Source organism: Citrobacter sp. Colony219, from assembly GCF_019382635.1.
GTDB lineage: Bacteria > Pseudomonadota > Gammaproteobacteria > Enterobacterales > Enterobacteriaceae > Citrobacter > Citrobacter youngae.
The window spans coordinates 298,135-322,285 of the sequence record NZ_CP080033.1; the positions used below are offsets into that span (position 1 = coordinate 298,135).

Here is a 24,151-nt window from a genome sequence, read left to right on the forward strand (position 1 = left end):
AATTAATGCTCTTCAGACGCCATCGACAGATAGACAATCGTCAGAACCATGAAGATGAAGGCTTGCAGCGTGATAATCAGTATGTGGAAAATGGCCCACGGCACATTCAGAATCCACTGTGACCACCACGGCAACAGACCAGCAATCAGAATGAAAATCAGCTCACCAGCGTACATGTTGCCGAACAGTCGCAGACCAAGAGAAACTGGTTTGGACAGCAGGCTTACCCCTTCAAGGATTAAGTTGACAGGAATGAACGCCCAGTGATTGAACGGCTGCAGCGTCAACTCTTTCGCGAAGCCGCCGATGCCTTTCATTTTGATGCTGTAGAACAGAATCAGGATAAACACGCCCAGCGCCATCGACAGGGTGATGTTTACGTCCGCAGACGGAACCACGCGCAGCGCCGGCAGGCCCAGTATATGCTCAGCAATATACGGCAGCAGGTCGATTGGCAGTAAATCCATCAGGTTCATCAGGAAGACCCAAACGAAGATCGTCAGGGCAAGCGGTGCGATAACCTTGCTTTTGCCATGGTACATGTCTTTGACACTGCCATGAACAAAGCCGATTACCAGCTCAATCGCGGTCTGAAATTTCCCTGGTACGCCGCTGGTTGCCTTTTTAGCAACGCTACGGAACATAAGCAGGAACAACAGACCCAGCACCACCGAGAAGAACATGGAGTCAATATTGAGCGTCCAGAAGGTGGCTGGGGGGTTATGCGGATCTACCAGCGAGAAAGTACGCAGGTCCAACTGAAGGTTATTCAGATGGTGCCCTATGTATTCCTGCGGCGTCATATTTTCAGAAGCCATGATGCCTTTTACCCTTTGTTGTTAATTACAGCCGGTGCCAGTATCTGAACCACCAGCACCAAAACCCACGTAACGATCAGCGGTAAGAACACCGCCTTCAAAACCGCCAACGCCACCACAAGCAAAACCAGCATAGCTAACACCTTGAAGGCTTCGCCGAAAGCGAACGTCCAGGCCACTCGGCCCTTTGCTGGTGTATGTGCCTGGTGACGCCAGGCAAATATCATAAACAACATATTAGGCAGTAACACTGCCAATCCCCCGCACAATGCGGAGATGCCCCAGAAAGGGTCTTTGAGGCTAAACAGCAATCCACTTGCTATTACCGCCAGAAGCTGTGTGAGCAAAAGCTTACGAGCAACGTTTCGACTCAAGAGCGACATAGACATCACGTTTTTACTCCTGCTCCCTTCGAGGTATGCCGCGTGTCGTATAAAACGTTCTTTATGGCTTAGAGTCAAGCATCAAAAAGCGGTCAAATTATACGGTGCGGCTTCGTGATTTCAAACAATAAGTAGCTAAAAAGTGAATAAATGTTTAAATATTTTTCTCCAGGCCACATTTATTACTTTTCGGCAAACTGTGAACGATCATGCAAAACTGCAAAAGCCGCGTAAACACTGGCTGCAAAGCGTGCACCAGATCACATATTAAGCATATTCGCCCCTGCACTATTTATTTACTTGGCAAATGATGCCATTTCAACTTTTTGATATTTAAGCCTAAAATCCGTTACTGTTTTAAAAATAGCGAATAACAACAAAAAAACCACCCATTGACATTTATAATAAAAAATTAACACAAGCGGTGATTCTTTGATTCTATTTTTAGCAGGCTGATATTTTCACAGTTGACTTGTTTCACTTTTAACAAAAAACGGTACGTTATAGTTATGATGCAAAACCGTAAGACATTAGTGAAATGTAACGACATTTAACCACACTATTCCCTATGACTTTTAACACCTGAAGAGCCGTTTTTTTTCTATTTTTTTTGATAAAAATTAAATTTTGTTTGGCTTAATAACCACCAAATGACGCTCACCATCCAGTTGTGGAACCCGTAATTTTACAACTGATTCGACGCTGAACGCCGCAGGCAATGTGGCGATCTCATCTTCCGGTAATTGCCCTTTTAAAGCATAAAAACGCCCGTTTTGACCAGGTAAATGGTGGCACCAGCTCAGCATGTCGTTAAGAGATGCAAAAGCACGACTTATCACGCCATCAAAAGGTGGCTCGGAAGGGAATTCTTCTACCCTGCTTTGCACTGGAGTGATGTTATCCAGTTTAAGTTCATGTTGTACCTGACGCAGAAAACGTACGCGTTTTCCCAGACTATCCAGCAGAGTAAAATGCGCCTCAGGACGCACGATAGAAAGAGGAATTCCTGGTAAGCCCGGTCCCGTGCCGACATCAATAAAACGCTCGCCTTGCAGATGGGGGGCGACAACAATGCTGTCCAGAATATGGCGCACCAGCATTTCGTTGGGATCCCGCACCGATGTCAGGTTGTACGCTTTATTCCATTTGTGCAGCATATCGACATACGCAATCAGCTGATTTTTCTGGTGATCGGTAAGAGAAATACCAGCATCAGCCAGCAGACGAGAGAGTTTGTTGAGCACGGTCGTTACCTGTTAATAATCAATGACCCGATACGCTATAGCTTATCGGGTCGACAAATTTGCAGGGCGGGCAAGCGAAACGCCCCCGCCCAAATAGTGTGATTAAGCGCTACGGCGCAGCATACCTTGTTTTTTCAGCCAAACCAGCAGAATGGAGATGGCGGCAGGCGTGACACCTGAAATGCGCGATGCCTGGCCGATTGATACCGGTTTGTGATCGTTCAGCTTGGCAATAACTTCATTCGACAAACCGGAAACCTGACGATAATCCAGAGTCGCAGGCAGCAACGTATTCTCGTTACGCTGTTGTCTTTCGATTTCATCCTGCTGACGGGCAATATAACCTTCGTACTTAACCTGAATTTCAACCTGTTCAGCCGCCTGAGGATCATCAAGCGCGGGTGCAAATACAGACAATGACGTCAGCTGTGCATAGGTCATGTCCGGACGACGCAGCAGATCTTCACCACTGGCCTCGCGTGACAGAGGTGTCGCCAGGTGAGCATTCACTTCTGCTGCAGATTCGGCAAGCGGGTTCACCCAGGTAGATTTCAGACGCTGGCGTTCTTGTTCGATGCGTTCCAGTTTTTCATTGAAGCGCGCCCAGCGTTCATCCCCCACCAGACCCAGTTCACGACCAATTTCGGTCAGACGGAGATCGGCGTTATCTTCGCGCAGCATCAAACGGTATTCTGCACGCGAAGTAAACATGCGGTACGGTTCTTTGGTGCCCAGCGTACACAGGTCATCCACCAGCACACCAAGATAGGCCTGAGAACGCGCAGGTGCCCACCCCTCTTTGTCAGCGGACAAGCGTGCGGCGTTCAGACCCGCCAGCAAACCTTGCGCAGCGGCTTCTTCGTAACCGGTTGTACCGTTAATCTGACCAGCAAAGAACAGACCTTGAATGAACTTACTTTCCAGGGTTGGCTTCAGATCGCGTGGATCGAAGAAATCATATTCAATAGCATAGCCAGGACGGACAATTTTGGCATTTTCCATCCCCTGCATGGAGCGGACAATTTGCATCTGCACGTCAAACGGCAGGCTGGTGGAAATACCGTTCGGGTAAATTTCGTTAGACGTCAGTCCTTCCGGTTCAAGGAAGATCTGGTGCTGGTTACGATCGGCAAAGCGCATCACTTTGTCTTCGATCGACGGGCAGTAACGTGGGCCGATACCTTCGATCACGCCAGCGTACATCGGGCTACGATCGAGGTTATTACGGATCACATCATGGGTTTTCTCGTTAGTATGCGTGATGTAGCACGGCATCTGGCGCGGATGTTGAGAAACATCGCCAAGGAACGAAAAGACCGGCATTGGGTTATCGCTGTTTTGCTGGCCAAGTACGCTGAAATCGATGGTACGCGCATCTATACGCGGCGGTGTGCCGGTTTTCAGACGGCTAACGCGCAGCGGTAGCTCACGCAGGCGACGTGACAGTGGGATAGACGGCGGATCGCCAGCACGGCCACCGCTGTAGTTGTCCAGACCAATGTGAATTTTCCCGTCGAGGAAAGTCCCTACGGTTAATACAACCGCTTTGGCACGGAACTTCAGACCCATCTGAGTCACTGCACCGACAACACGATCGTTTTCAACAATCAGATCTTCAACCGCTTGCTGGAAGATCATCAGATTCGGCTGGTTCTCCAACGCAGTACGTACAGCCTGACGATAGAGCACGCGATCCGCCTGAGCACGGGTGGCGCGAACTGCCGGGCCTTTGCTGGCGTTTAGTATTCTAAACTGGATACCAGCATGGTCAATTGCGGTTGCCATCAGGCCGCCAAGTGCATCCACTTCTTTTACCAGGTGTCCCTTCCCAATGCCGCCAATCGCCGGGTTACAGCTCATCTGTCCCAGAGTGTCGATATTGTGTGTCAACAGCAGGGTCTGTTGACCCATTCGCGCCGCGGCCATTGCAGCCTCGGTGCCTGCATGACCCCCGCCAATGATGATGACGTCAAAAGGATCCTGATAAAACATGGTAATTGCCTCGCATAATGCGGTGTGAAAATGGATTGAAGCCCGGGCCGTGGATTCTACTCAACTTTAGTCGATGGAGAAAGACCTCGGATCCTGGGTATTAAAAAGAAGATCTTTTTATTTAGAGATCTGTTTTATTGTGATCTCTTATTAGGATCGCACCTTTCTGTGGATAAGGGCGATCCTTTAAGTAAGATCAACAGGTTGCTGAGGATCATTAGCTGTGAATGATCGGTGATCCTGGTCCGTATAAGCTGGGATCAGAATGAAGGGTTATACACAACTCAAAAACTGAACAACAGTTATTCTTTGGATAACTACCGGTTGATCCAAGCTTTTAACCAGAGTTATCCACATAAAAAAGTACGATCTTTACAAATCTCTGAGCAATGGATGCCAGGATCCCAGCCAAATCTCTGCCGGATCTTCCGGAATCTCATGTTCCAGTACGTTGATCCTGAGCGTTTCACCGATCTGTTTCGCCCCGCAGGCCTTCAGTTCAGCTTCCAGCTTGTCAATCGCACCGCAGAACGTGTCATATTCGCGGCTACCAATGCCGATGGCACCAAAGCGTACCTGCGAAAGATCCGGTTTCTGCTCACGCAATGCGTCATATAAAGGTTGCAGGTTATCCGGAATGTCTCCCGCACCGTGCGTTGAGCTGATAACCAGCCAAACCCCTTGAGTAGGAACCTCGTCGAGCATCGGTCCATGCAGTATTTCGCTGGAAAAACCGGCGTCATCCAGCTTTTCTGCCAGATGTTCTGCTACATATTCCGCACTGCCAAGCGTGCTGCCGCTGATAAGAGTGATATCTGCCATTGATCGCTACCTCGATGAAGAGGCAGCATTGTACGCTGTGAGCGAGTTGGGATCTACCTGTGGAAAAATAGGGGATTAAAAAAAGCGATCAGGGCTTGATGGTACGCATGATCGGGTTCTGCAAGACGATCAAGGTTTCAGTGGACTGAATTTCATCAATTGTTTGGATCTTGTTGATAAGTACCTGTTGCAGGGCATCAATAGATTTACACATTACCTTAATAAAGATGCTGTAGTGCCCGGTGGTGTAATACGCCTCGGTCACTTCATCGAGACTTTCCAGTCTGGCCAGCGCTGACGGATAGTCTTTTGCACTTTTCAGGATAATGCCGATAAAGCAGCCGACGTCATAACCCAGTTGTTTTGGACTGACATCAATTCGCGCACCGGTAATAATCCCAGCCTGCTTCATCTTTTCTACACGAACGTGAATTGTCCCCGGGCTGACGCCGAACTGTTTAGCTAATTCAGCGTAGGCGGTACGGGCATTTTCCATCAGGGCGTCAAGAATGCCGCGGTCCAGATTGTCGATCTGATAATTTTCCATAGGTTTTTCTTATGTAGATTAATGATTCACTCTATTTTAGACGTTATTTTTAACGAATCAAAATTGAAGTCGGCTTTTTGTTTGTGGATTATTGAATATTACCTCCATTCTGTTGCTTAATCATAGGCAACAGGACACAGGAGTACACATAATGAAAACCGCTTACATTGCCAAACAACGTCAAATTAGCTTCGTAAAATCTCATTTTTCTCGCCAGCTGGAAGAGCGTTTAGGTCTGATCGAAGTTCAGGCACCGATCCTCAGCCGCGTAGGAGATGGCACGCAGGATAACTTGTCGGGCTGTGAAAAAGCGGTGCAGGTGAAGGTTAAAGCATTGCCGGACGCTCAATTCGAAGTGGTTCATTCCCTGGCGAAGTGGAAGCGTCAAACGTTAGGACAACACGACTTTAGCGCAGGCGAAGGGCTGTACACGCACATGAAGGCCCTGCGTCCCGATGAAGATCGCCTCTCCCCGCTGCACTCAGTGTATGTTGATCAGTGGGACTGGGAGCGCGTGATGGGCGACGGTGAGCGTCAATTTTCCACTCTGAAAAGCACGGTAGAGGCTATCTGGGCGGGAATTAAGGCCACCGAAGCTGCGGTAAGCAAAGAATTTGGTCTGGCACCGTTCCTGCCAGAGCAGATCCACTTTGTGCATAGCCAGGAGCTGTTATCTCGTTATCCGGATCTTGACGCAAAAGGTCGTGAACGTGCGATTGCAAAAGAGCTGGGCGCGGTGTTCCTGGTCGGGATCGGCGGCAAACTTAGTGACGGCCACCGTCATGACGTTCGTGCTCCGGATTATGATGACTGGAGTTCAGCGTCCGAACTGGGTCATGCCGGTTTGAACGGTGATATTTTGGTCTGGAACCCGGTACTGGAAGATGCGTTTGAACTGTCTTCTATGGGGATCCGCGTGGATGCCGATGCGCTGAAACACCAACTTGCTCTGACCGGAGATGAAGATCGCCTGAGTCTGGAGTGGCACCAGGCACTGCTGCGCGGTGAAATGCCGCAGACCATTGGTGGCGGTATTGGGCAGTCACGCCTGACGATGCTGCTGCTGCAGTTGCCGCACATTGGCCAGGTTCAGTGCGGTGTGTGGCCTGCACAGGTCCGTGAAAGCGTCGCATCTCTGCTGTAAAAATTAACGCCGCCAGCGTCTGAGCAGGCGGCTTCGCATCCCGGTATCAAAGCGCCAGATATGATCGAAAATGCGCATGATGCCGGGTTTGCCATGTGCAGACATCGCCACAGCATGAAAACGATGCTGGTGCACTCGCTGCAATTCCCCCACTTTATTGACAACTTCATCAGGTAATCGCTGAGCGATAAAATCTGAGATCACCACCGCATCGGCATCAAACCATTCCCGACCCTGCATGCGTTCAATAATGGCGCGAAAACAGCTGGCGATATCTGTACCGCCGCGAAAGCGCTGACTTAAAAAACGGATCGCCTGTTCGATACCCTCCGGACCGGATAGCTCATAGCGCACGACTTCTGTTGAAAACAGCATAATGAAACAGCGCCGGTTATCGGCAAGGGCGACGCGCATTAGCGCCAGGCAAAAGGCTTTCGCACACTGTTCGTTAAATCCGCCCATCGAACCCGAGGTATCGACACAGACAATAAAGGGCCCACGAGGCTGCTCGTCAAAATCCTGGTGGATAACCGGCCGCTCCGTGACTTTCTCGCGCCAGGCTTCTCCATGCAGGCGGTATGTCAGGAGCTGCTTTTCCACCAGCCGTCGGTAGAACTCGTATTCCAGTTCGGTAATGCCCAACGTGGCCAGTTCTGGCGGTAGCAGGCGCAGGATATCGTCACTTTGCTGGATGCCATCCACCTGCTCCGGGACGGTTGCCGGTTCGCGCACCAGGGTACGGAAGGTTTCCATTGGCGCATCTTTACGCGGCACGGATTTCGCCTCTCTGGAACGACCTAACTGTTCGGCCAGGCGCTGGAGTTCGGGTTGTTGCGTCAGAAATTCACCGTATTTCACCATCAACTGATAATCACTGCGCTTGATTTGGCCCGCGCTCATGTCCCACAAACGACCCGCTGCGTTGTCATTTTCCGCCAGCACAGGTTCCAGTTGACCACTGAGCGTCATCCGTTCCTGCACTTCACTGAGCAACTGTTCGCGTTCTTCTTCCAGTAGCTGCTGATTAAGCGTGGTGGTTTGCACCACCAGGCTCAGGCGCCAGCGCTGGAGAAAGAGAGTATGCAGTGCGGGCGTAAAAGTACTGTTGTCATCAACCAGTTGCTGCGCTTGCCCAGCCCATGGCGAGTGGAGTCGGTGCAGGAGCGCTAATATTTGCGGTAGCTGGACGATAAACTGCGGAGTGGAGAGGAGCTGACTTTGCTGATAGCACATGACCTCTTCCGCCAACTCCGGCGGTACGTGGGTATCTTTGAGGCGGTTACGTAACGCTTCGCGCCAGCGGGGAACATCGTCAGTAATCGCTTTTTTTAGCCGGGGAAATTTTTTGAAAAAGACCGCCATCTGCGGGGAAGCCAGCAGTGCGATGATCATCTCTTCAATCATCCCCTCTTCGCCGACCGCCAGCATGATATTTAGCGTATCAAGGGTCAGCATTGTTGTGCCTGTCGGATCTGTGTACCGACGTCCTGCAGGCTGGCTTCAATGCGGCCTAACCAGTCACTATGAATAAACAGACATTTTTGCTGTTCACTAAATTCGCTGTGCTGCTGGTGCCATTCGTTGTCGAGCGCTTCAAGTTGCTGCTTTATCTCACTGGGCATGCTTTCTTCTGATGCGCCGGGTAGTGCCAGGCGAGAACCTTGCAAACTGACGTCGCGCACGACCAGGTGCTGAGCGCTGTCGACTTCCATATTCAGCGTCTGGGCAAATCCGATACCGTTTAATTTTCCGCGGATCTCACCGCCTTTAGTCAGCCACTGCTCCAGAGCGCCGCGTTCAAAGGCAATATGGATAACCTCCATATCGTGCAGTTTTAGGGGTTTTTGCAGTAGCAGCGTCAGTACGGAAGTGTTGGCTTCCGGCGGTAAATCATAATGAGGACGGCGGCTGAACATTCCACCCTGACGAATTACCGTGAAGGCCGTTTTATCACTTTGCTGCTGCTGTAGCTGGATGCGGCGCTGCATTATTGCCCCAAGGCGAGTCAACATTGCCTGCTGCTGCCAGGCGTGCCCGGTCATCAATATTTCGATTTGTTGCTGCATCAGATTCAGGCTTTGCGCGTCATACCACAGGCAATCTTTCAGCAGAATAAGGTCGATAGGCGCAACGGCATCGCGCCCGCTAAAGAAGGCGCTGGCCTGGAGTAAGCGGATTGCTTTTTTCCAGCGACGGTCAGATACGTAGGGGGCGTTCGGTAGCGCATCCAGTTGCTGGCGCAGGGTGAAAATCAATTCAAATACACGATCGGGAAGCGTGATTTTGCCAATGTCTTTTTGCCACTGGTAGTACTCTTCATCGGTCACTTGTAACGTTGTTGGAACGGGGTTGTCACTTTCATCCTGCTGGCTTAACAGCATGGACCGGAAGTTGGCCTTGTCCTGTACTTTATCCAGCCACAGGCGAATCAGCATACGGTCGTACAATGCTTCCAGGCTGCTGTCTGCTTCAGGTAGTTCGTTGGAGGCCGCGACCAGCAGGCGCATCGGGATTTTCTCCTCGTGTGCGCCGTTGCGGAAGTGGCGTTCGTTAATGGCGGTTAGCAGGGTGTTGAGAATGGCCGGGCCTGCTTTCCAGATTTCATCGAGAAAAACAATTTCGGCTTCAGGAAGATAGCCTGCTGTTAAGCGCTCATAGCGACCTTCGTCTTTAAGCGCTTGAATGGATAGCGGGCCAAAGACCTCTTCAGGTGTCGAGAAGCGCGTCATCAGATATTCGAAAGCACGGGCATTTTTAAAGGCAAACTTCAGTCGGCGAGCGATTAAGCTTTTCGCTATCCCTGGAGGGCCTAATAAGAAGACGCTCTCGCCGCTGAGCGCGGCCAGCAGACAAAGGCGAATGGCGTGACTACGTTCATAAAGTCCCTTTTCCAGCGCATTGCTCAGACGGGAAATTCTTTCCGCTAATAAATGTGGGTGAGCCATAATGAAGTGGCGTCCTTTCGCCAAATGTACCGCGTTAAACAGCGAGTATAGATGTTTAGCCCCTGGGCTGTAATAGACTGAAGGCGCGTTTATTTTTCTTTGAGCCAGATTAATCTGGTCTCATTTAGGGGTACGATTTTGCGATTAATCGTGCATACTGTGCGCCTTTTTGTGGGCCAAGGGACGACGCACACATTTCTTATATATACACCATATCAATCAAGCTGCACCAAGGCGGCAATGGAGTTATTCCCTGGGATGGGCGGAATAACGAATGCAGCCAACGCGGAGGTAGCTTGAACGATGATGTGTATAAACGAAAGACGAGTCTATGAGCACTGATAATAAGCAATCATTGTCTGCGAATACCCTCGCGGCCATTGGGGTTGTCTACGGTGATATTGGTACCAGCCCACTTTATACGCTTCGTGAATGTTTGTCCGGGCAGTTTGGTTTTGGCGTTGAACGTGATGCCGTGTTTGGTTTTCTCTCGCTGATTTTCTGGCTGCTGATTCTGGTTGTTTCCGTTAAGTATCTGTCATTTGTTATGCGTGCTGATAACGCCGGGGAAGGTGGGATCCTGACGTTGATGTCGTTGGCCGGGCGTAATACGTCGGCGCGAACGACCTCGATGCTGGTGATTATGGGATTGATTGGCGGCAGCTTTTTCTATGGCGAGGTGGTGATTACGCCAGCCATTTCGGTGATGTCGGCGATTGAAGGTCTGGAGATTATTGCTCCACAACTGGACACCTGGATTGTTCCTCTCTCTATTATCGTACTTACCCTGCTGTTTTTGATTCAAAAACACGGTACCGGCATGGTCGGTAAGCTGTTTGCGCCGATTATGCTGATATGGTTCCTGGTACTTGCCGTGCTGGGTGTACGCAGCATTATTGCAAATCCGGAAGTGTTGCATGCCCTAAATCCGTATTGGGCTGTTCATTTCTTCCTGGAATTCAAAACGCTGTCCTTTATTGCGCTGGGCGCGGTGGTGCTGTCGATTACCGGTGTTGAAGCGCTGTATGCGGATATGGGCCACTTCGGTAAGTTACCGATTCGCCTTGCATGGTTCTCCGTGGTGTTGCCTTCACTGGTACTGAACTATTTTGGTCAGGGGGCATTGCTGTTAAAGCATCCTGAAGCGATCAAAAACCCGTTCTTCCTGCTGGCACCGGACTGGGCGCTGATTCCGCTGCTGATCCTTGCCGCGCTGGCGACGGTAATCGCTTCGCAGGCGGTTATTTCCGGCGTATTCTCACTGACGCGCCAGGCTGTGCGTCTGGGGTATTTATCGCCGATGCGGATTATCCATACTTCAGAAATGGAATCGGGTCAGATCTATATTCCTTTCGTAAACTGGATGCTTTATTTCGCCGTGGTTATTGTGATCGTGAGCTTTGAGCACTCCAGTAATCTGGCTGCTGCGTACGGTATTGCGGTAACGGGAACGATGGTACTGACGTCCATTCTGTCGACGACCGTGGCGCGGCAAAACTGGCACTGGAATAAATACTTCGTCTTCCTGATCCTGGTTGCGTTCCTGTGCATCGATGTTCCGTTGTTCTCTGCAAACCTCGATAAGCTCGTTTCAGGCGGCTGGTTGCCGCTCTCGCTGGGTCTGGTGATGTTCACTATTATGACGACCTGGAAAAGCGAACGCTTCCGTCTGTTGCGTCGCATGCATGAGCACGGTAACTCTCTGGAGGCGATGATTGCGTCGCTGGAGAAATCCCCACCGGTGCGCGTGCCAGGAACGGCGGTGTATATGTCCCGTGCGTTGAACGTCATCCCGTTTGCGCTGCTGCATAACCTGAAACATAACAAGGTGCTGCATGAACGCGTTATTCTGCTGACGCTGCGTACGGAAGACGCGCCCTATGTACACAATGTACGTAGAGTGCAGATTGAGCAATTGTCGCCTACCTTCTGGCGCGTGGTGGCCAGCTACGGTTGGCGTGAAACGCCAAACGTTGAAGAAGTGTTCCACCGCTGCGGTCTGGAAGGCTTAAGCTGTCGGATGATGGAAACCTCCTTCTTCATGTCGCACGAGTCGTTGATTGTCGGCAAACGACCATGGTATCTGCGCCTGCGTGGCAAGCTGTATCTGCTGCTACAGCGCAATGCGCTGCGCGCGCCGGACCAGTTTGAAATCCCACCGAACCGGGTTATTGAACTCGGTACGCAGGTCGAGATTTAATATTGTTAACGCCCTCTTTCATCGTGAAAGGGGGCGTTTTGTTTGACCCCTCTCAGTTTTCTTTTCATCTCATGATAATCCTTGCGAAACGTTTCGATGGTGATCACATTTTCGTAACGTCACGGTGGTTTTCTGTCCACTCTTCGAACTACACTTATCTTAAGCGAAACGTTTCGCTAGTGGGGAAAGAAAATGAAGAAAGGCACGGTACTCAACTCTGAAATTTCATCGGTGATCTCCCGTCTGGGGCATACCGATACGCTGGTGGTGTGTGATGCAGGTTTACCCATCCCGAACAGCACAACGCGTATCGATATGGCATTAACCCAGGGCGTACCTTCTTTTATGCAGGTATTGGATGTGGTTACACGTGAAATGCAGGTCGAGGCGGCCATTCTCGCGTCGGAAATTAAACAACATAATCCGCAACTCCACGAAACGTTGCTCAGTCACATTGAGCAACTGCAACAACACCAGGGAAACACCATAGAAATTCGTTACACCACGCATGAACAATTCAAAAAACAAACCGCAGACAGTCAGGCGGTAATTCGCAGCGGAGAATGTTCTCCGTATGCGAATATCATTCTCTGTGCTGGCGTCACGTTCTGAGGCCATCATGAACGCATTACTGCAACTCAAAGGGATCGATAAAGCGTTCCCAGGCGTAAAAGCGCTATCCGGCGCCGCGCTGAATGTCTACCCAGGCCGCGTAATGGCGCTGGTAGGCGAAAACGGCGCGGGCAAATCCACCATGATGAAGGTGCTGACCGGAATCTACACCCGTGATGCCGGTTCCTTATTGTGGCTGGGTAAAGAGACCACCTTTAACGGCCCGAAATCCTCCCAGGAAGCCGGAATCGGTATCATCCACCAGGAGCTGAACCTGATCCCGCAACTCACTATTGCCGAGAACATTTTTCTCGGTCGCGAGTTTGTGAATCGCTTTGGCAAAATAGACTGGAAGAAGATGTACGCCGAAGCCGATCTGCTGCTCGCCAAACTCAATCTGCGCTTTAAAAGCGACAGGCTGGTCGGTGAGCTGTCGATTGGCGATCAGCAGATGGTTGAAATCGCCAAAGTGCTGAGCTTTGAATCGAAGGTCATCATTATGGATGAACCGACGGATGCCCTCACCGATACTGAAACCGAATCCCTGTTCCGCGTCATTCGCGAACTGAAATCCCAGGGACGCGGCATTGTCTATATTTCTCACCGCATGAAAGAGATTTTCGAGATTTGCGATGACGTAACCGTCTTTCGCGACGGGCAGTTTATTGCCGAGCGTGAAGTCGCATCGCTTACCGAAGACTCGCTGATTGAAATGATGGTGGGACGTAAACTGGAAGATCAGTACCCGCGTCTGGAAAAAGCGCCGGGTGATATTCGCCTGAAAGTCGATAATTTGTGCGGCCCTGGCGTAAACGATGTGTCATTCACGCTGCGTAAAGGCGAGATCCTTGGCGTGTCGGGGTTGATGGGTGCAGGACGTACCGAGCTGATGAAAGTGTTGTACGGCGCATTGCCACGCACCAGCGGCTACGTCACGCTTGATGGCCATGAAGTGGTTACCCGTTCGCCGCAGGATGGACTGGCTAACGGCATCGTCTATATTTCTGAAGACCGTAAACGCGATGGTTTAGTGCTCGGTATGTCGGTGAAAGAGAACATGTCACTGACCGCGCTGCGCTATTTCAGCCGTGCAGGCGGAAGCCTAAAACATAAAGATGAGCAGCAGGCGGTGGGAGATTTTATTCGCTTGTTCAATGTTAAAACGCCATCGATGGAACAGGCTATCGGCCTGCTCTCCGGCGGTAACCAGCAGAAAGTAGCGATTGCGCGCGGTCTGATGACCCGACCAAAAGTGCTGATCCTTGATGAACCAACGCGCGGCGTTGACGTTGGGGCGAAAAAAGAAATCTATCAGCTTATCAACCAGTTTAAGGCCGATGGGCTGAGCATCATTCTGGTCTCTTCTGAGATGCCAGAAGTATTGGGCATGAGCGATCGAATTATCGTTATGCATGAAGGGCATCTCGGCGGTGAATTCACTCGCGAGCAGGCCACTCAGGAAGTATTAATGGCTGCCGCTGTGGGCAAGCTTAATCGCGTGAATCAGGAGTAAAAAGATGACTACCCAGGCTGTTTCTGGTCGCCGTTATTTCACTAAAGCATGGCTTCTGGAGCAAAAGTCGCTCATCGCTCTGTTAGTGCTGATCGCGATTGTTTCCACCATGAGCCCCAACTTTTTTACCGTTAATAACCTGTTCAACATTCTCCAGCAAACGTCGGTGAACGCCATCATGGCGGTCGGCATGACTCTGGTCATCCTGACGTCGGGTATCGACCTGTCCGTCGGTTCCTTACTGGCGCTGACCGGCGCGGTTGCGGCTTCCATTGTAGGGATTGAAGTCAATGCGCTGGTGGCTGTTGCTGCTGCTCTGGCGCTCGGCGCTGCCATTGGCGCGGTAACCGGGGTGATTGTCGCGAAAGGTCGCGTGCAGGCGTTTATCGCGACCCTGGTGATGATGCTGCTGCTGCGCGGTGTGACCATGGTCTACACCAACGGCAGTCCGGTAAACACCGGTTTTACTGATAATGCCGATCTGTTTGGCTGGTTCGGGATTGGTCGTCCATTAGGCATCCCTACGCCGGTGTGGATTATGGGGATTGTTTTCCTCGCGGCGTGGTACATGCTGCACCACACGCGTCTGGGTCGTTATATCTATGCGCTGGGCGGTAACGAAGCGGCAACGCGTCTGTCCGGAATCAGCGTCAGTAAAATCAAAATTATCGTCTATTCACTCTGTGGGCTGCTGGCTTCGCTGGCGGGCATCATTGAAGTGGCGCGTCTTTCCTCTGCACAACCGACGGCAGGTACAGGCTATGAGCTGGATGCTATCGCCGCGGTGGTATTAGGTGGTACCAGCCTGGCGGGTGGTAAAGGACGCATTGTTGGGACGCTGATCGGCGCATTGATTCTTGGTTTCCTCAATAATGGTTTGAATTTGTTAGGTGTATCCTCCTATTACCAGATGATCGTCAAAGCGGTGGTGATTTTGCTGGCGGTACTGGTAGACAACAAAAAGCAGTAACAACGATTACAGGACATCTTAAATATGAACATGAAAAAACTGGCTACCCTGGTTTCTGCTGTTGCGCTGAGCGCCACCGTGAGCGCGAATGCGATGGCGAAAGATACCATTGCGCTGGTGGTCTCCACGCTTAATAACCCGTTCTTTGTCTCCCTGAAGGATGGGGCGCAAAAAGAGGCAGATAAGCTGGGCTACAACCTGGTGATTCTGGACTCGCAGAACAACCCGGCGAAAGAGCTGGCTAACGTTCAGGACTTAACGGTTCGCGGGACTAAAATCCTGCTGATCAACCCAACTGACTCCGATGCCGTGGGTAACGCCGTGAAGATGGCTAACCAGGCGAAGATTCCGGTTATCACCCTTGACCGCGTAGCGTCTAAAGGTGAAGTGGTAAGCCATATTGCGTCTGATAACGTGCTGGGCGGAAAAATTGCGGGTGATTACATCGCGAAAAAAGCCGGTGAAGGCGCGAAAGTTATCGAACTGCAGGGCATTGCCGGAACGTCTGCGGCGCGTGAGCGTGGCGAAGGTTTCCAGCAGGCCGTTGCGGCACACAAATTTAACGTACTGGCCAGCCAGCCGGCAGACTTCGACCGCACTAAAGGTCTGAACGTTATGCAGAACCTGCTGACCGCGCATCCTGACGTGCAGGCCGTATTTGCCCAGAACGATGAAATGGCGCTGGGTGCGCTGCGTGCGCTGCAAACGGCGGGTAAATCTGATGTGATGGTGGTTGGATTTGACGGCACTCCAGATGGCGAAAAAGCAGTAAATGATGGCAAACTGGCTGCGACCATTGCTCAGCTGCCGGATCAGATCGGCGCGAAAGGCGTTGAGACTGCGGATAAAGTCCTGAAAGGCGAGAAGGTTCAGGCTAAATATCCGGTTGACCTGAAGCTGGTTATCAAGCAGTAATACCGATTCAGGCCGCTCGCGACCTGATGGAGACATAAATACGCCATCCCTGGATCTTGTTCTGAGGATGAAAGCGTAAAAAGAAAAGCAGGGCACGCGCCACCCTAACCCGGTGGCGCACTTTGACTTGGAATACCTAACATGAAAACCGCAGGCAACCTCGTTGTTCTTGGCAGCATTAATGCCGATCACATCCTCAACCTTAACTCTTTCCCGACACCGGGTGAAACCGTAACCGGTAGTCAATATCAGGTGGCGTTTGGCGGTAAAGGCGCGAATCAGGCGGTTGCTGCAGGGCGTAGTGGCGCGAATATCGCGTTCATTGCCTGTACGGGTGATGACGATATTGGCGAAAGTGTTCGTAAACAGTTAGCTCGCGATAATATTGATATTGCCCCGATTAGCGTTATTTCGGGTGAATCGACCGGTGTGGCGCTGATTTTTGTGAATGCCGAAGGTGAGAACGTTATCGGTATTCATGCCGGCGCGAATGCTGCTCTTTCTCCGGCGTTGGTAGAAGCACAGCGTGACCGTATTGCTCAGGCGTCTGCGTTACTGATGCAATTAGAATCACCGATCGAAAGCGTACAGGCTGCGGCAAAGATTGCGCATCAGAATAAGACTCTGGTCGCCCTTAACCCAGCTCCGGCACGTGAACTATCCGACGAGCTGCTGGCGCTGGTGGATATTATTACCCCGAATGAAACCGAGGCTGAAAAGCTGACGGGGATCCGGGTAGAAAACGATGAAGATGCAGCTAAAGCGGCGCAGGCATTGCACGCGAAAGGGATCCATACTGTACTGATTACCTTAGGGAGTCGCGGTGTGTGGGCCAGTGTAAACGGTGAAGGTCAGCGAGTACCGGGTTTTAAAGTTGACGCGGTTGATACTATCGCTGCCGGAGATACCTTTAACGGTGCGTTAATCACAGCGTTACTGGAAGAGACTCCGCTATCGGAAGCCATCCGTTTTGCACATGCTGCCGCCGCGATTGCGGTCACACGTAAAGGTGCACAGCCTTCCGTTCCATGGCGTGAAGAAATCGAAGCGTTTTTAAGTCAACAGAGGTAACGCTTGGCTACAATGAAGGACGTTGCCCGCCTGGCGGGTGTTTCCACGTCGACGGTTTCTCACGTCATTAATAAAGATCGCTTTGTCAGTGAGGCGATCACTGACAAAGTTGATGCGGCAATCAAAGAGCTTAACTATGCGCCTTCCGCGTTGGCGCGTAGTCTCAAACTGAATCAGACCCGCACTATTGGCATGTTAATTACAGCCAGTACTAATCCCTTTTACTCTGAGCTGGTTCGTGGTGTTGAACGTAGCTGCTTTGAGCGCGGTTACAGCCTGGTGCTGTGCAACACCGAAGGTGACGAGCAGCGTATGAACCGTAATCTGGAAACGTTGATGCAAAAGCGGGTAGACGGCTTGCTGCTGCTCTGCACGGAAACACATCAGCCTTCCAGAGAAATCATGCAGCGTTACCCTTCTATACCGACCGTGATGATGGACTGGTCGCCTTTTGATGGTGAAAGCGATCTGATTCAGGATAACTCCCTGTTAGGTGGGGATTTAGCCACTCAACATCTGATCGAAAAAGGGTTTACGCGCATTGCCTGCATCACGGGCCCTCTGGATAAAACACCGGCGCGTCTGCGTCTGGAAGGGTATCGCGCGGCAATGAAGCGTGCAGGGCTGGCTATCCCGAACGGTTACGAGATCACCGGTGACTTCGAGTTTGGCGGTGGGTTTGAAGCTATGCAAACGCTGTTGTCGCATAAAGACCGCCCACAGGCTGTTTTTACCGGCAATGACGCGATGGCGGTTGGAGCATATCAGGCTTTATATCAGTCTGGATTGCGTATCCCGCAGGATATGGCGGTAGTCGGTTATGATGATATAGAACTGGCGCGTTATATGACGCCGCCGCTGACAACTATTCACCAACCGAAAGATGAGTTGGGTGAACTGGCCATTGATGTGTTAATCCACCGTATGGCACAGCCCGCATTGCAGCAACAGCGCTTGCAGCTTACTCCTGTTCTGATGGAGCGGGGGTCGGTTTAGGCTTATGTCGATCTTTGATCAGATTGCGCCCATCTTTGGCTCTTAACAGCATAAACATCAGCGCCGATACGACGGTGATCGCGCCCATTGTAATAAAAGTATAGTGGAACTGTTCAACCGTATTGGTTCCTTCCATACCTTCGTAGATACGCAGAACCGCGGCACTAATGGCAACCCCTAAACTAATAGACAGCTGCTGCGTAACGGCTAAAACACTGTTGCCGCTGCTGGCATTCTCATCAGTTAAATCGGCCAGAGTAATGGTATTCATTGAGGTAAACTGGGTGGACATCGCCATACCTAAAATGAACAGTGGCAGAATTAGCATCCAGACCGGCATGGCGGGAGACTGCAAAGAAAACTGTGCAATCATCAGGCCGATAAACACTGTAATACCGACCAGCGTGGTCCGGTAGCCGAGCCGGCGCAGTACCTGCGTCACCATCGATTTCGCCAGAATTGAGCCCAGCGCTGTCGGAGCCATCATGCAACCGGCAATGAGTGCCGGGTATCCAAAGCCTACCTGCAGCATCAGTGGCATTAAGAAAGGTACGCATCCCGTTCCCAGGCGAGTAGCAAGGTTTCCGGCGATGCCAACAGAAAAGGTTCGCGTTTTAAAAATAGGAAGCGCAATCAACGGTGTCGGATGGCGACGCGCATGACGAATGTAGGCGAGCAGTAGCACAATGCTGGCGAGAATAATGCCAAGTGCGACCCAACTGGCAACAAGTTTCTCGCCAAACAACTCAACACCGCTGGAAAACAGTACCAGGCTTAGACCAAAGAGAAAGAAACCGGTCATATCGAAGCCGCGGCGTGGTGTGGTGAAGTTCGGCATATATTTGCGGGCATAGAAGATACCGGCTATGCCGATGGGAATATTAATCAGGAAGATCCAGTGCCAACTGGCCCACGTTACCAGCACGCCACCCAGTACCGGACCTAAAATCGGTCCAACAAGACCGGGCATGGTCACGAAATTAAGTACGGGGAGCAGTTCGCTACGCGGGTAAGCACGCAATAATGCCAGACGGGCAACAGGCATCATCATTGCGCCACCGATACCCTGTATCACGCGGAAAACCACCAGTTCACTTAATGAGCTGGAAAGTGCACAAGCCAGCGATCCCAACGTAAACAGGCTAACGGCAATCATAAATACACGCCGGGTCCCGAATCTGTCAGCCAACCATCCACTCACCGGGATCAGCATAGCGACTGTCAGGGTATAGCTGATAATGGCTGATTGCATAGCAAGCGGGGAGCGGTTAAGACTATGTGCTATTGCGGGTAAGGCCGTGTTGAGGATAGTGGCATCTAATGCCTGCATAAAAAAGGCCATGGCGGCTATCCATGGCAATCCAGCCATACTGCGCGATTTCTTTTCTGACATAGATTATTTATCCGGGAGCTCGTTCGGTGCTATCAGTAATGCCTGACAGGCGGCAAAAGCGCGTTCGCCATCGCTATCTTCTATTGCATCGACAATGGCCTGGTGCAAATCCAGCTTGACCACATCGTTATAGGTAATCGACGTAAAGTAGGTCTGATAAACGGAATGGAACAATGATGCGAAGGATATCAGGAATGGATTCGCGCTCATTTCATAAATGTGCTCATGCCAGGCAATATCAACTTCAATCCAACGTTCGCGTCTGAAGTTCTTTTTCAGCTCGACCATCTCTTCCATTAATGTATTGAGATGGGCTTTCTGCTCTGCCGTACCAATCGTCGCCGCCAGTGAACAGGCTTGAGGCTCCAGGCTAATACGCATCACCAGAAAGTGTTTAATGACCTGTGGGAAATTATCTTCCGTCATCCACCAGGTGAGCAGCTCCTGATCGAGGAAGTTCCAGTTTGCCTGCGGCATAACGCGTGTACCAATACGTGGGCGCGGTAATACCATACCTTTAGCCGTTAATGTCTTAACTGCCTCTCTTACCGCAGTTCGGCTTACGCCAAACTGATCGCCCAGCTCAATTTCACCTGGCAGGATAGCGCCGGGTGCGTATTCACCTTTTAATATTCTCTGAGCCAGCTTTTCTGCCAGAACATAGGAAAGATTCTTTTGGGCAGCTATCTGTTGGGCATTTAAAGGCATGAATGTTCTTCCTTACGCTTTTTCTTATTCATTAGTATGCCATCAGGGAGTGTGATTGCGGCTGCAAAAACGGCAAATTGCTTATTTTATGGCATGTTAATGGTGGTTTTGGTGAAAAAACACGCATTCGGAAAGTTATTTTAAATTTCCCCTTGTCAGCCTGAAATAACTCCCTATAATGCGCCTCCACTGACACGGAACAACGGCACGCAAGCCGCCGGGTCAGCGGGGTTCCACTGAGAACTCCGGCGAAGAAAGCGAAATTAAATGCTTGACTTCGTAGCGGGATGGCGTAATATGCACACCCCGCGCCGCTGAGAAAAAGCGAAGCGGCACTGCTCTTTAACAATTTATCAGACAATCTGTGTGGGCACTCGAAGATACGGATTCTTAACGTCGCAAGACGAAAAATGAATACCAAGTCTCTGAGTGAACACGTAATTCATTACGAAGTTTAATTCACGAGCATCAAACTTAAATTGAAGAGTTTGATCATGGCTCAGATTGAACGCTGGCGGCAGGCCTAACACATGCAAGTCGAACGGTAGCACAGAGGAGCTTGCTCCTTGGGTGACGAGTGGCGGACGGGTGAGTAATGTCTGGGAAACTGCCCGATGGAGGGGGATAACTACTGGAAACGGTAGCTAATACCGCATAACGTCGCAAGACCAAAGAGGGGGACCTTCGGGCCTCTTGCCATCGGATGTGCCCAGATGGGATTAGCTAGTAGGTGGGGTAACGGCTCACCTAGGCGACGATCCCTAGCTGGTCTGAGAGGATGACCAGCCACACTGGAACTGAGACACGGTCCAGACTCCTACGGGAGGCAGCAGTGGGGAATATTGCACAATGGGCGCAAGCCTGATGCAGCCATGCCGCGTGTATGAAGAAGGCCTTCGGGTTGTAAAGTACTTTCAGCGAGGAGGAAGGCGTTGTGGTTAATAACCGCAGCGATTGACGTTACTCGCAGAAGAAGCACCGGCTAACTCCGTGCCAGCAGCCGCGGTAATACGGAGGGTGCAAGCGTTAATCGGAATTACTGGGCGTAAAGCGCACGCAGGCGGTCTGTCAAGTCGGATGTGAAATCCCCGGGCTCAACCTGGGAACTGCATCCGAAACTGGCAGGCTAGAGTCTTGTAGAGGGGGGTAGAATTCCAGGTGTAGCGGTGAAATGCGTAGAGATCTGGAGGAATACCGGTGGCGAAGGCGGCCCCCTGGACAAAGACTGACGCTCAGGTGCGAAAGCGTGGGGAGCAAACAGGATTAGATACCCTGGTAGTCCACGCCGTAAACGATGTCGACTTGGAGGTTGTGCCCTTGAGGCGTGGCTTCCGGAGCTAACGCGTTAAGTCGACCGCCTGGGGAGTACGGCCGCAAGGTTAAAACTCAAATGAATTGACGGGGGCCCGCACAAGCGGTGGAGCATGTGGTTTAATTCGATGCAACGCGAAGAACCTTACCTACTCTTGACATCCACGGAACTTGCCAGAGATGGCTTGGTGCCTTCGGGAACCGTGAGACAGGTGCTGCATGGCTGTCGTCAGCTCGTGTTGTGAAATGTTGGGTTAAGTCCCGCAACGAGCGCAACCCTTATCCTTTGTTGCCAGCGGTCCGGCCGGGAACTCAAAGGAGACTGCCAGTGATAAACTGGAGGAAGGTGGGGATGACGTCAAGTCATCATGGCCCTTACGAGTAGGGCTACACACGTGCTACAATGGCGCATACAAAGAGAAGCGACCTCGCGAGAGCAAGCGGACCTCATAAAGTGCGTCGTAGTCCGGATTGGAGTCTGCAACTCGACTCCATGAAGTCGGAATCGCTAGTAATCGTGGATCAGAATGCCACGGTGAATACGTTCCCGGGCCTTGTACACACCGCCCGTCACACCATGGGAGTGGGTTGCAAAAGAAGTAGGTAGCTTAACCTTCGGGAGGGCGCTTACCACTTTGTGATTCATGACTGGGGTGAAGTCGTAACAAGGTAACCGTAGGGGAACCTGCGGTTGGATCACCTCCTTACCTTAAAGAAACGTTCTTTGTAGTGCTCACACAGATTGTCTGATGAAAAGTAAATAGCAAGGCGTCTTGCGATTGAGACTGACACGTCCCCTTCGTCTAGAGGCCCAGGACACCGCCCTTTCACGGCGGTAACAGGGGTTCGAATCCCCTAGGGGACGCCACTTGCTGGTTTGTGTGAGTGAAAGTCGCCGGCCTTAATATCTCAAAACTTACCTTCGGGTGACGTTTGAGATATTTGCTCTTTAAAAATCTGGATCAAGCTGAAAATTGAAACGACACACTGTTTCATTTCTCCGTAATAAGAAATGAAAAATGGTGTGTTCGAGTCTCTCAAATTTTCGCAACACGGTGGTGTTTTACGAAACATCTTCGGGTTGTGAGGTTAAGCGACTAAGCGTACACGGTGGATGCCCTGGCAGTCAGAGGCGATGAAGGACGTGCTAATCTGCGATAAGCGTCGGTAAGGTGATATGAACCGTTATAACCGGCGATTTCCGAATGGGGAAACCCAGTGTGTTTCGACACACTATCATTACGTGAATCCATAGCGTAATGAAGCGAACCGGGGGAACTGAAACATCTAAGTACCCCGAGGAAAAGAAATCAACCGAGATTCCCCCAGTAGCGGCGAGCGAACGGGGAGCAGCCCAGAGTCTGAATCAGCTTGTGTGTTAGTGGAACGGTCTGGAAAGTCCGACGGTACAGGGTGATAGTCCCGTACACCAAAATGCACAGGTTGTGAACTCGAAGAGTAGGGCGGGACACGTGGTATCCTGTCTGAATATGGGGGGACCATCCTCCAAGGCTAAATACTCCTGACTGACCGATAGTGAACCAGTACCGTGAGGGAAAGGCGAAAAGAACCCCGGCGAGGGGAGTGAAAAAGAACCTGAAACCGTGTACGTACAAGCAGTGGGAGCCTACTTGTTAGGTGACTGCGTACCTTTTGTATAATGGGTCAGCGACTTATATTCTGTAGCAAGGTTAACCGTATAGGGGAGCCGAAGGGAAACCGAGTCTTAACTGGGCGTTAAGTTGCAGGGTATAGACCCGAAACCCGGTGATCTAGCCATGGGCAGGTTGAAGGTTGGGTAACACTAACTGGAGGACCGAACCGACTAATGTTGAAAAATTAGCGGATGACTTGTGGCTGGGGGTGAAAGGCCAATCAAACCGGGAGATAGCTGGTTCTCCCCGAAAGCTATTTAGGTAGCGCCTCGTGAACTCATCTTCGGGGGTAGAGCACTGTTTCGGCTAGGGGGTCATCCCGACTTACCAACCCGATGCAAACTGCGAATACCGAAGAATGTTATCACGGGAGACACACGGCGGGTGCTAACGTCCGTCGTGAAGAGGGAAACAACCCAGACCGCCAGCTAAGGTCCCAAAGTCACAGTTAAGTGGGAAACGATGTGGGAAGGCACAGACAGCCAGGATGTTGGCTTAGAAGCAGCCATCATTTAAAGAAAGCGTAATAGCTCACTGGTCGAGTCGGCCTGCGCGGAAGATGTAACGGGGCTAAACTGTGCACCGAAGCTGCGGCAGCGACACTATGTGTTGTTGGGTAGGGGAGCGTTCTGTAAGCCGTTGAAGGTGTGTCGTGAGGCATGCTGGAGGTATCAGAAGTGCGAATGCTGACATAAGTAACGATAATGCGGGTGAAAAACCCGCACGCCGGAAGACCAAGGGTTCCTGTCCAACGTTAATCGGGGCAGGGTGAGTCGACCCCTAAGGCGAGGCCGAAAGGCGTAGTCGATGGGAAACAGGTTAATATTCCTGTACTTGGTGTTACTGCGAAGGGGGGACGGAGAAGGCTATGTTAGCCGGGCGACGGTTGTCCCGGTTTAAGCATGTAGGCGG

At 51.2% G+C, this 24,151-nt stretch carries 18 protein-coding genes, 1 tRNA gene and 2 rRNA genes (1 of these 21 cut by a window edge); 11 read left to right on the forward strand and 10 right to left on the reverse strand.

The annotated features are described in order from the left end of the window. Nucleotides 1-2 precede the first annotated feature (2 nt). The 6 genes from atpB to asnC form a co-directional block, all read right to left on the reverse strand. Nucleotides 3-818, reverse strand: a complete 816-nt coding sequence (atpB, locus tag JTI85_RS01285; protein WP_005121454.1) for a F0F1 ATP synthase subunit A — start codon at nt 816-818, stop codon at nt 3-5. Between the two features lie 8 nt (nt 819-826). Beyond that, a complete protein-coding gene (atpI, locus tag JTI85_RS01290) occupies nt 827-1,207 on the reverse strand; it encodes a F0F1 ATP synthase subunit I (RefSeq protein ID WP_048213787.1) in 381 nt (126 codons plus the stop codon). Between the two features lie 614 nt (nt 1,208-1,821). Continuing rightward, complete coding sequence (gene rsmG / locus JTI85_RS01295) at nt 1,822-2,445, reverse strand: 16S rRNA (guanine(527)-N(7))-methyltransferase RsmG (protein ID WP_048213788.1); 624 nt, start codon at nt 2,443-2,445, stop codon at nt 1,822-1,824. A gap of 102 nt (nt 2,446-2,547) precedes the next feature. Further along, nucleotides 2,548-4,437, reverse strand: coding sequence for a tRNA uridine-5-carboxymethylaminomethyl(34) synthesis enzyme MnmG (gene mnmG / locus JTI85_RS01300; protein WP_061066899.1), 1,890 nt, complete (start codon nt 4,435-4,437; stop codon nt 2,548-2,550). A gap of 372 nt (nt 4,438-4,809) precedes the next feature. After that, the gene (gene mioC / locus JTI85_RS01305) at nt 4,810-5,259 is read right to left on the reverse strand and encodes an FMN-binding protein MioC (RefSeq protein WP_048213790.1); all 450 of its coding nucleotides are present in this window, start codon (nt 5,257-5,259) and stop codon (nt 4,810-4,812) included. An 88-nt stretch (nt 5,260-5,347) separates the two neighbouring features. After that, nucleotides 5,348-5,806 (reverse strand): transcriptional regulator AsnC, encoded by a 459-nt coding sequence (asnC, locus tag JTI85_RS01310; RefSeq protein WP_003023780.1) that lies wholly within the window; start codon nt 5,804-5,806, stop codon nt 5,348-5,350. A gap of 151 nt (nt 5,807-5,957) precedes the next feature. On the opposite strand from asnC, the gene asnA reads away from it, so the two are divergent. After that, entirely contained in the window at nt 5,958-6,950 is a 993-nt protein-coding gene (gene asnA / locus JTI85_RS01315) for an aspartate--ammonia ligase (RefSeq protein WP_005121446.1), read from the forward strand. A gap of 3 nt (nt 6,951-6,953) precedes the next feature. Here the strand turns inward: asnA and viaA are convergent, their stop codons facing one another. Together viaA and ravA are read right to left on the reverse strand one after the other, a co-directional pair. Continuing rightward, a complete protein-coding gene (gene viaA, locus JTI85_RS01320; RefSeq protein WP_219352020.1) occupies nt 6,954-8,405 on the reverse strand; it encodes an ATPase RavA stimulator ViaA in 1,452 nt (483 codons plus the stop codon). Beyond that, the gene (gene ravA / locus JTI85_RS01325; protein ID WP_048213792.1) at nt 8,399-9,895 is read right to left on the reverse strand and encodes an ATPase RavA; all 1,497 of its coding nucleotides are present in this window, start codon (nt 9,893-9,895) and stop codon (nt 8,399-8,401) included. Before ravA ends, viaA begins: the two co-directional genes overlap by 7 nt. Nucleotides 9,896-10,226: 331 nt before the next feature. On the opposite strand from ravA, the gene kup reads away from it, so the two are divergent. The 7 genes from kup (at nt 10,227) to rbsR (ending at nt 18,172) form a co-directional block, all read left to right on the forward strand. Further along, the gene (kup, locus tag JTI85_RS01330) at nt 10,227-12,095 is read left to right on the forward strand and encodes a low affinity potassium transporter Kup (protein WP_219352021.1); all 1,869 of its coding nucleotides are present in this window, start codon (nt 10,227-10,229) and stop codon (nt 12,093-12,095) included. Between the two features lie 192 nt (nt 12,096-12,287). Then, nucleotides 12,288-12,707, forward strand: coding sequence for a D-ribose pyranase (gene rbsD / locus JTI85_RS01335; protein WP_003023766.1), 420 nt, complete (start codon nt 12,288-12,290; stop codon nt 12,705-12,707). A gap of 7 nt (nt 12,708-12,714) precedes the next feature. Then, nucleotides 12,715-14,220 carry a ribose ABC transporter ATP-binding protein RbsA gene (rbsA, locus tag JTI85_RS01340; RefSeq protein WP_003023764.1) on the forward strand — a complete coding sequence of 502 codons (1,506 nt, stop codon included), beginning with the start codon at nt 12,715-12,717 and terminating at the stop codon, nt 14,218-14,220. Nucleotides 14,221-14,224: 4 nt separating this feature from the next. Continuing rightward, nucleotides 14,225-15,190 (forward strand): ribose ABC transporter permease, encoded by a 966-nt coding sequence (gene rbsC, locus JTI85_RS01345; protein WP_003826999.1) that lies wholly within the window; start codon nt 14,225-14,227, stop codon nt 15,188-15,190. 24 nt (nt 15,191-15,214) lie between these two features. After that, nucleotides 15,215-16,105: a ribose ABC transporter substrate-binding protein RbsB gene (gene rbsB, locus JTI85_RS01350; RefSeq protein WP_003023760.1), complete on the forward strand. Its 891-nt coding sequence runs from the start codon at nt 15,215-15,217 to the stop codon at nt 16,103-16,105. Between the two features lie 141 nt (nt 16,106-16,246). Further along, complete coding sequence (gene rbsK, locus JTI85_RS01355; RefSeq protein ID WP_115601252.1) at nt 16,247-17,176, forward strand: ribokinase; 930 nt, start codon at nt 16,247-16,249, stop codon at nt 17,174-17,176. Nucleotides 17,177-17,179: 3 nt separating this feature from the next. Further along, nucleotides 17,180-18,172 (forward strand): ribose operon transcriptional repressor RbsR, encoded by a 993-nt coding sequence (gene rbsR, locus JTI85_RS01360; protein ID WP_105242127.1) that lies wholly within the window; start codon nt 17,180-17,182, stop codon nt 18,170-18,172. Here the strand turns inward: rbsR and mdtD are convergent. Together mdtD and JTI85_RS01370 are read right to left on the reverse strand one after the other, a co-directional pair. Next, nucleotides 18,138-19,565: a multidrug transporter subunit MdtD gene (gene mdtD, locus JTI85_RS01365; RefSeq protein ID WP_061066903.1), complete on the reverse strand. Its 1,428-nt coding sequence runs from the start codon at nt 19,563-19,565 to the stop codon at nt 18,138-18,140. The genes rbsR and mdtD overlap by 35 nt on opposite strands. Nucleotides 19,566-19,568: 3 nt before the next feature. Continuing rightward, the gene (locus tag JTI85_RS01370; RefSeq protein WP_115601251.1) at nt 19,569-20,273 is read right to left on the reverse strand and encodes a FadR/GntR family transcriptional regulator; all 705 of its coding nucleotides are present in this window, start codon (nt 20,271-20,273) and stop codon (nt 19,569-19,571) included. 476 nt (nt 20,274-20,749) lie between these two features. Between JTI85_RS01370 and JTI85_RS01375 the strand changes: the two genes are divergently transcribed. The 3 genes from JTI85_RS01375 to JTI85_RS01385 form a co-directional block, all read left to right on the forward strand. Next, nucleotides 20,750-22,291, forward strand: a 16S ribosomal RNA gene (locus JTI85_RS01375). Between the two features lie 85 nt (nt 22,292-22,376). Beyond that, nucleotides 22,377-22,452 (forward strand) — tRNA-Glu (locus JTI85_RS01380). Between the two features lie 219 nt (nt 22,453-22,671). Further along, nucleotides 22,672-24,151 (forward strand): 23S ribosomal RNA (locus JTI85_RS01385) (it continues 1,362 nt past the right edge of the window). The 16S and 23S rRNA genes sit together here with 1 tRNA gene alongside, the layout of an rRNA operon.

What these genes read in the sequence shown, in the direction of transcription:
- atpB (WP_005121454.1), bottom strand. Translation starts at nt 818, where the DNA reads ATGGCTTCTGAAAATATGACGCCGCAGGAATACATAGGGCACCATCTG.
- atpI (WP_048213787.1), bottom strand. Translation starts at nt 1,207, where the DNA reads ATGTCTATGTCGCTCTTGAGTCGAAACGTTGCTCGTAAGCTTTTGCTC.
- mnmG (WP_061066899.1), bottom strand. Translation starts at nt 4,437, where the DNA reads ATGTTTTATCAGGATCCTTTTGACGTCATCATCATTGGCGGGGGTCAT.
- mioC (WP_048213790.1), bottom strand. Translation starts at nt 5,259, where the DNA reads ATGGCAGATATCACTCTTATCAGCGGCAGCACGCTTGGCAGTGCGGAA.
- asnC (WP_003023780.1), bottom strand. Translation starts at nt 5,806, where the DNA reads ATGGAAAATTATCAGATCGACAATCTGGACCGCGGCATTCTTGACGCC.
- asnA (WP_005121446.1), top strand. Translation starts at nt 5,958, where the DNA reads ATGAAAACCGCTTACATTGCCAAACAACGTCAAATTAGCTTCGTAAAA.
- viaA (WP_219352020.1), bottom strand. Translation starts at nt 8,405, where the DNA reads ATGCTGACCCTTGATACGCTAAATATCATGCTGGCGGTCGGCGAAGAG.
- ravA (WP_048213792.1), bottom strand. Translation starts at nt 9,895, where the DNA reads ATGGCTCACCCACATTTATTAGCGGAAAGAATTTCCCGTCTGAGCAAT.
- kup (WP_219352021.1), top strand. Translation starts at nt 10,227, where the DNA reads ATGAGCACTGATAATAAGCAATCATTGTCTGCGAATACCCTCGCGGCC.
- rbsD (WP_003023766.1), top strand. Translation starts at nt 12,288, where the DNA reads ATGAAGAAAGGCACGGTACTCAACTCTGAAATTTCATCGGTGATCTCC.
- rbsA (WP_003023764.1), top strand. Translation starts at nt 12,715, where the DNA reads ATGAACGCATTACTGCAACTCAAAGGGATCGATAAAGCGTTCCCAGGC.
- rbsC (WP_003826999.1), top strand. Translation starts at nt 14,225, where the DNA reads ATGACTACCCAGGCTGTTTCTGGTCGCCGTTATTTCACTAAAGCATGG.
- rbsB (WP_003023760.1), top strand. Translation starts at nt 15,215, where the DNA reads ATGAACATGAAAAAACTGGCTACCCTGGTTTCTGCTGTTGCGCTGAGC.
- rbsK (WP_115601252.1), top strand. Translation starts at nt 16,247, where the DNA reads ATGAAAACCGCAGGCAACCTCGTTGTTCTTGGCAGCATTAATGCCGAT.
- mdtD (WP_061066903.1), bottom strand. Translation starts at nt 19,565, where the DNA reads ATGTCAGAAAAGAAATCGCGCAGTATGGCTGGATTGCCATGGATAGCC.
- JTI85_RS01370 (WP_115601251.1), bottom strand. Translation starts at nt 20,273, where the DNA reads ATGCCTTTAAATGCCCAACAGATAGCTGCCCAAAAGAATCTTTCCTAT.